Genomic DNA, 6,202 nt, shown 5'->3' with positions numbered 1-6,202 from the left:
TTAGCTAAACGGTCAAGCATAGAGATCACTTTTGATAATAAAGGAGCTGCATCAACCTTTGTAGTTGTGCCTCTTAATCTCTTAATTGCGTTTCTGGTGGTTTTAGCCTGGTAACGGTTACGTAAGCGCTTCGCAGCGTTAGACCTGATCCTTTTTATTGATGATTTATGATTTGCCATTTTAGCTTGTTATTCTATTCGTTATTTAAGGACTGCAAATATAGAAGTTTTGATTATAATATCAAATGCCTTTTTGAAAATAATTTTCTGAGTGGTTTTTAACCGGTTACAAGCATCATCTATATCGTAAAAAACAAAGCCACCGCTGCTCCGCCCATCACCACAAAAGTAAACCATAATAAAGCTTTTGATAGCCAGCCGCTCTTAAACTCGCCCATTATTTTGTCATCTGTAGATATTTTGATGATCAGGAACAACAACGGCACAGCAGCTACACCATTTAACACTGCTGTATAAATAAGCGCCTTTACCGGGTCAATGCCCACAAAATTAATGATCAAGCCAATTAATGTAGCTATGGTAATTACGCTATAAAAGCCATGCGCTTTTTTTAATTTTAAATTGAGGCTGGCTTTCCAGTCGAAAGCTTCGGCTACGGCATAAGCCGCCGAGCCTGACAGCACCGGCACCGCTAGCAACCCTAAACCAATAATACCTACCGAAAAAATCAGTTTCGCCCAAAAGCCTGCATTCGGGAATGAATGCACCAATGGTTCTAATGCTTTTGCCGCATCGGCAGCAGTTTTAATATCCTTAACACCGCTTTTATATAATACCGTTGCACCTACCAATAGTATGCACCAGGTAGTGAACTCGGATATGATCATGCCCGCAGCATTGTCTTTGCGCATATTGTGAATATCGGCCCAGCATACACCGGCTTTACCATTGGCATGCCCATTCTCTTTTATTTCTTCCACCTCCTGCGATGCCTCCCAAAAAAACATATAAGGTGTTATGGTTGTACCAAAAACACCGGTTATGATAAATAAAAAGGCAAAGCTGAATTCAATATGCGGCACTACGGTTGCCCTTAAAACCGTTGGCCAATCCTGTTGAGTAATAAATACAGTGATAGGGTAAGACAATAAGGCAAGTGCAAGCCACTTCAATATTTTTGAATAAACACGGTAACTGGTAAATATTTCTAAAAGCAATATGGTAACCGTAAAAAGCAGGGTTAAAACTATAAACGGCATCGGTATTAATAAATTTGCCGCTGCGGCCATGGCGCCAATGTCTGCTCCAATATTAATGGTATTGGCAACTACTACCAAACCAACCACCCCATACAACACAGGCTTACTGTAATGCGCTTTCACTACAGCGGCAATACCTTTACCGGTAACCAGGCCAATGCGCGCGCAGGCCTCCTGTACGGCTGTCATAAATGGCAGCATATATAATGCAGTCCATAACTGCCCGTAGCCAAACTGCGCGCCGGTTTGCGAGTAGGTTGCTATTCCCGATGGATCATCATCGGCCGCGCCCGTGGTAAGGCCGGGGCCCAATACGGTTAACCATTTCCATATATTTTTCTTTGCAGGTTTACTATTATGTTTAACGGCCATATTGATGTATAAAGATATTAACTAAATATACCCTATTAAGGTTTTCTTTTATTGCTTAAATACCTAATTTTACGATGCATCTATTTTATACAACATCTCATGAAACAAAAATTTCATTACGCCACCATCAGCGAAGCTATTGAGCAATTAAAGACACAAGGCTTTACACTTGATTTTAATCTACATAAAAACCGCTTTAAAGTTGGCGAGCAGGAATATACCACGGATGAATTTGAAATTGTAGATCTGTATCGCTACGAAGGCGCTACAGACCCTGGCGATGAGGCTACTGTTTACGCGCTAGCCAATAAATCGGGCATTAAAGGTATATTGGTTGCCGGCTACGGCGCTTCGGCAGACGAGGAATCAACAGAGACGCTGAAACATTTGCATTATAAGTATCATCAGGGACAGCAGTAAATGAAACTATCCGTCAGGATCATTATTGGCTTATTATTAATCACGATCTGCTCTTCCTGGGGGTTCTTTGCGCATTATCGTATTAACCGTTTAGCGGTTTTTACGCTGCCTAAGGCGATGGCGGGTTTCTACAAGGCCAACATCGGGTTTATTACCGAGCATGCCATCAGCGCGGATAAACGGCGATATGTAGACTCACTGGAAGCGCCCCGTCATTATTTAAACGCAGACCATTATGGTAAAAATCCTTTTAGGTTGATACCTGAACGTTGGGATGATGCCGTTATTAAATACTCGGAAGATACGCTTGACAAATACGGCACGGTGCCCTGGTCTATCCAATATCAATATTATAAACTGGTTAGTGCTTTTAAGGGACATGATACTACCGGCATACTAACCGCATCTGCCAACCTGGGCCATTACGTTGCAGACGCGCATGTGCCCTTACATCTTACCCAAAACTATAACGGGCAGCTCACCAACCAAACGGGCCTGCATGCTTTATGGGAAAGCCGCATACCCGAACTTGCTGCCGCCAATTATAACTGTTATACAGGTAAAGCACGCTACATTGAAAACCCCTTGAAAGAAGCCTTTAACATTTGCCGTGCATCTTTTAGCGAGATTGATTCTGTTTTGCGAGTAGAAAGATTGTTAAACAAAACCTATCCTGCCGCTAAAAAATACGCAATGATAATGCACGGCAAAAAGCCAATTAAAGATTACTCTGCCGATTATAGCCTCAGCTATCAGAAACTAATGCGGGGCATGGTGCAGCGGCGTATGCGGTCGGCGATATTATCAGTGGGTAGTTATTGGTATTCGGCCTGGGTTGATGCCGGGCAGCCTGATCTGAATAAATTGATCAAACAACATTTAAATGCCGGCGACAGACTTAAAATAGAAAAAGAGGAAATGGTGTTTAAAGGCGGGAAGATAGCGCCGTTTGATACGAAATAACAATCGTAGAGACACAATGCCTTGCATCTCGGATTTATTTCTTTTTGCTTCTTATTGCCGCTACAGTCGGCGGGATAACCGATACCACAATAATAACAATACCGATCAACGAAAAATGAGCCTTAAAGAACGGCACATTACCCAACATATAACCCGCGAACAGGAAAAGTATGATCCATGATACGCCGCCAATAATATTATACAAACTATAGCGTAAAAACGACATGCGCCCTACCCCTGCCACAAAAGGCGCAATAGTACGGATGATAGGCATAAACCTGCTAAATATTACGGCTTTGCCGCCGTGCTTATCAAAAAAGGCTTGGGTTTTCAGATAATAATCCAGTTTTAAAACTTTGTTATTTTCTTTAAATACTTTGGGGCCGAGGAAATTGCCCAACGTATAGTTTAATGTATTACCTGTAAAAGCGGCAACAATTAGTATCAATGCTAACAAATAGATATCAAGGCCCGAGTTACCACCGGCTATTAAAGCTCCTGCCGCGAATAATAAAGAATCGCCCGGTAAAAATGGGGTAACAACAAAGCCTGTCTCGGCAAAAATTATTACAAATAGTATCAGGTAGGTCCACCCTTGATATTGACTGGTAATTTGCACCAGGTGCTTATCAATATGGATTATAAAATCAAGTAATGCTTTAAGAATCTCCAATGGCTTAAATTTTGGGCAAAATTATAAATATAAACTGTAAAGCCTATTTGTTACTTATTATACCGGTGCCAAACGCTACAGAATCGGCACCGCCTGCTATGCCCCGGCAATAAAGGGTGTATATTTTACCATCGGCTATAGTAACGTTCGGAAAATCGGATACAACCGTAGTTAAACCTTTGGGCAGTATTTTAAAATCATACGTACCGGGTGGCACCTGGATAAATTTAGATACATTTTTATAGGTTTGGTTGGTAAACGCCATTACACCATTGGCCAGCACATCAAAACCTTTAGACCGTGGCGATGCGTTAACAAACCGTATTTTACCTCTGCCCACTGCGGGCGTAGCGGCTGTATCAACCGTAAATATGGAGGTAATTGTACTGTCTATACGTAAACCTGTAATAAACAAAGTGTACTTTAAATTGGGTTTTAGAACAGTGTCTAACGATAGTATATTAACCGCTGAAATAGTGTTAGAATACGATCTGATACGTATAGGCGTATCAATAGAATTTAATGAAAAATAGCCCGAAGCGCTGGGATAAGCAAAATAACCGGTTTGCTTAAATGCGCCCATATATAAATTTACAGGCTGCAAATCGGGACTTAGGTTTATTACCTGCATTTGTATGCGCAAGCTTGATGGCGAAATGGTACCGCTCTTTCCGCACGATGCTATAAACGGTAATACCATCATACCGGCACAACATAAAAACAGAAAAACCATTACCTTATTTTTACCTGCCATCTCCATTAATATTGTGTGGATATTAAAATACGGGCACCAAACGCATTGTTACCCGTACCATTCAGGTCTCCTTTGGTGTATAAAGTATACGAGGAACCTGCAACCAAAGTTAAATCGCCGGGCTTAATTAATGGTGTTGTACTGCCCGTTTTATAAATTGATAATAGTTTTTTACCAGCCGCAACTTTAACAAATGGGGTAGCCGATTTAAAAGTACGGTTTTTATAACTAATGGAATCGCCTATAGTCACATCTAAACCACCCACCGTTGACGATGCATTTACAAATCTGATGCTTGCTGTATTGCCGATAGTTACGTAATGATCTGTCAATAAAAACACCTTGTCGGTGGTTTCACCGGCAAATATCAGGGTATAAGTGCTATCTGCTTTTATAGTGTTTGGCGCATCAACCAGCGCGTTAGGGCTGCCGGCTTTTTTAAACTGAAAGTTTTGCAAACCCACCGTTACCGGCAAATTACTTAATAAACCAAATGGATATAAATTGGAGTTATTGTTTAAACGGGTACCGTTTTGGTAAAAGTTTAATGTATCTGCGCTTGCGTTAATTACGCTAAGCGAGGTTGATTTGTTAGTAACCACCAAATCGCCATCTGTTTTTGTACAGGCCGATAAACCTATAGTAACAACGGCAAGAAAGAAGAGTATGGTTCTAATATTCATATAAATAACCAGATGTTATATAACTGCTTATTGTTGGTTTTGTTATCAGGCTTAACAAAAAAGTCCGGGTTTTAAACCGGACTATATGTTTGTATCTATAATTTAAGTTTACAGTTATGCGTAGCTATTAAGCATTACCGGCATTACCAGCATCAGCACATCTTCATTCTCATCGCCGCCTTGTGGTAATAATAAACCGGCACGGTTAGGGGTTGACATTTCTAATGACACCTCTTCTCCGCTTAAATTCTTTAACATTTCTATCAGGAAACGGGCGTTAAAACCTATCTCCATATCTTCACCTTCATACTGGCAGCCTAAACGCTCATGCGCCTCGTTTGCAAAATCAATGTCTTCTGATGATATGTGCAGCTCGCTGCCGGTTATTTTTAACCTAACCTGGTGCGTAGTTTTATTGGCGTAAATGGCAACACGGCTTAACGAGCCTAAAAATGCCAAACGGTCAATACTTAATTTATTAGGGTTATTTAATGGGATAACCGCCTCGTAATCCGGGTAGCGTTCGTCAATTAAGCGGCAAACCAGGTTAATATTATTAAACTTAAAGAACGCGCTGGTGCTGTTATACTCGACTGATACATTTACATCGTCAGTTGGTAAAGCAGATTTTAGCAGCGTTAATGCTTTTTTAGGCAGGATGAATGAGGTGGTAGCTTCGGCCTTGGCATCTAACCTGCGGTAACGTACCAACTTATGTGCGTCGGTAGCTACAAAGGTTAAATATTGGCTTGATAACTGGCAATAAACCCCTGTCATGGCCGGGCGCAGCTCATCATTACTAACCGCGAATATGGTCTTGTTTATAGCCTCTGCTAAAACCGATGCCGGTAAATTTACTGATGAAGCATTTTCAACAACCGGTATCTTGGGGAAATCCTCGCCGTTTTCGCCGCTTAGTTTGTATTTACCGTCCCCCGCGTTTATTTCGATAGCAAACGTAGCATCATCAACAGAGAAAGCAATGGGCTGCTCTGGTAATGATTTTAAAGTTTCTAGCAATATGCGCGATGGTATGGCAATACGTCCGTTCTCTTTAGACTCAACAGTTAAAGAGGTGGTCATGCTGGTTTGCAGGTCCGTTGCCGAAATGGTTAAGT

Annotated in this window: 8 protein-coding genes; 2 read left to right on the top strand and 6 right to left on the bottom strand. The window is 41.3% G+C overall.

Going from position 1 to position 6,202, the window contains the following annotated elements; genetic code table 11:
• Both rpsT and JWQ34_RS17785 read right to left on the bottom strand, forming a co-directional pair.
• A partial coding sequence (gene rpsT, locus JWQ34_RS17790; protein WP_299359592.1) for a 30S ribosomal protein S20 occupies positions 1-179 on the bottom strand: 179 nt, incomplete at its 3' end.
• 119 nt (positions 180-298) lie between these two features.
• A complete protein-coding gene (locus JWQ34_RS17785; protein WP_299359590.1) occupies positions 299-1,591 on the bottom strand; it encodes an NRAMP family divalent metal transporter in 1,293 nt (430 codons plus the stop codon).
• Positions 1,592-1,690: 99 nt separating this feature from the next.
• Between JWQ34_RS17785 and JWQ34_RS17780 the strand changes: the two genes are divergently transcribed.
• Complete coding sequence (locus JWQ34_RS17780; RefSeq protein WP_299359588.1) at positions 1,691-2,011, top strand: phosphoribosylpyrophosphate synthetase; 321 nt, start codon at positions 1,691-1,693, stop codon at positions 2,009-2,011.
• Positions 2,012-2,974 (top strand): zinc dependent phospholipase C family protein, encoded by a 963-nt coding sequence (locus tag JWQ34_RS17775; RefSeq protein WP_299359586.1) that lies wholly within the window; start codon positions 2,012-2,014, stop codon positions 2,972-2,974. It begins immediately after the preceding gene.
• A gap of 34 nt (positions 2,975-3,008) precedes the next feature.
• Here the strand turns inward: JWQ34_RS17775 and JWQ34_RS17770 are convergent, their stop codons facing one another.
• The 4 genes from JWQ34_RS17770 to dnaN all read right to left on the bottom strand — a co-directional run.
• Positions 3,009-3,647, bottom strand: coding sequence for a DedA family protein (locus tag JWQ34_RS17770; protein WP_299359584.1), 639 nt, complete (start codon positions 3,645-3,647; stop codon positions 3,009-3,011).
• A 43-nt stretch (positions 3,648-3,690) separates the two neighbouring features.
• Positions 3,691-4,401: a DUF4397 domain-containing protein gene (locus JWQ34_RS17765; protein WP_299359582.1), complete on the bottom strand. Its 711-nt coding sequence runs from the start codon at positions 4,399-4,401 to the stop codon at positions 3,691-3,693.
• A 5-nt stretch (positions 4,402-4,406) separates the two neighbouring features.
• Positions 4,407-5,084 (bottom strand): DUF4397 domain-containing protein, encoded by a 678-nt coding sequence (locus JWQ34_RS17760; protein ID WP_299359580.1) that lies wholly within the window; start codon positions 5,082-5,084, stop codon positions 4,407-4,409.
• Between the two features lie 114 nt (positions 5,085-5,198).
• Positions 5,199-6,202, bottom strand: a 1,004-nt coding sequence (gene dnaN, locus JWQ34_RS17755; RefSeq protein WP_299359578.1) for a DNA polymerase III subunit beta, incomplete at its 5' end; no start/stop codon positions are given.

Source organism: Mucilaginibacter sp. (genome assembly GCF_028288185.1).
Classification (GTDB): Bacteria; Bacteroidota; Bacteroidia; order Sphingobacteriales; family Sphingobacteriaceae; genus Mucilaginibacter.
This window is presented reverse-complemented; position numbering and strand designations above follow the sequence as displayed.

Bases quoted from the DNA above. Each gene is read 5' to 3' on its own strand.
- JWQ34_RS17785 (WP_299359590.1), bottom strand. From the start codon at position 1,591: ATGGCCGTTAAACATAATAGTAAACCTGCAAAGAAAAATATATGGAAA.
- JWQ34_RS17780 (WP_299359588.1), top strand. From the start codon at position 1,691: ATGAAACAAAAATTTCATTACGCCACCATCAGCGAAGCTATTGAGCAA.
- JWQ34_RS17775 (WP_299359586.1), top strand. From the start codon at position 2,012: ATGAAACTATCCGTCAGGATCATTATTGGCTTATTATTAATCACGATC.
- JWQ34_RS17765 (WP_299359582.1), bottom strand. From the start codon at position 4,401: ATGGCAGGTAAAAATAAGGTAATGGTTTTTCTGTTTTTATGTTGTGCC.
- JWQ34_RS17760 (WP_299359580.1), bottom strand. From the start codon at position 5,084: ATGAATATTAGAACCATACTCTTCTTTCTTGCCGTTGTTACTATAGGT.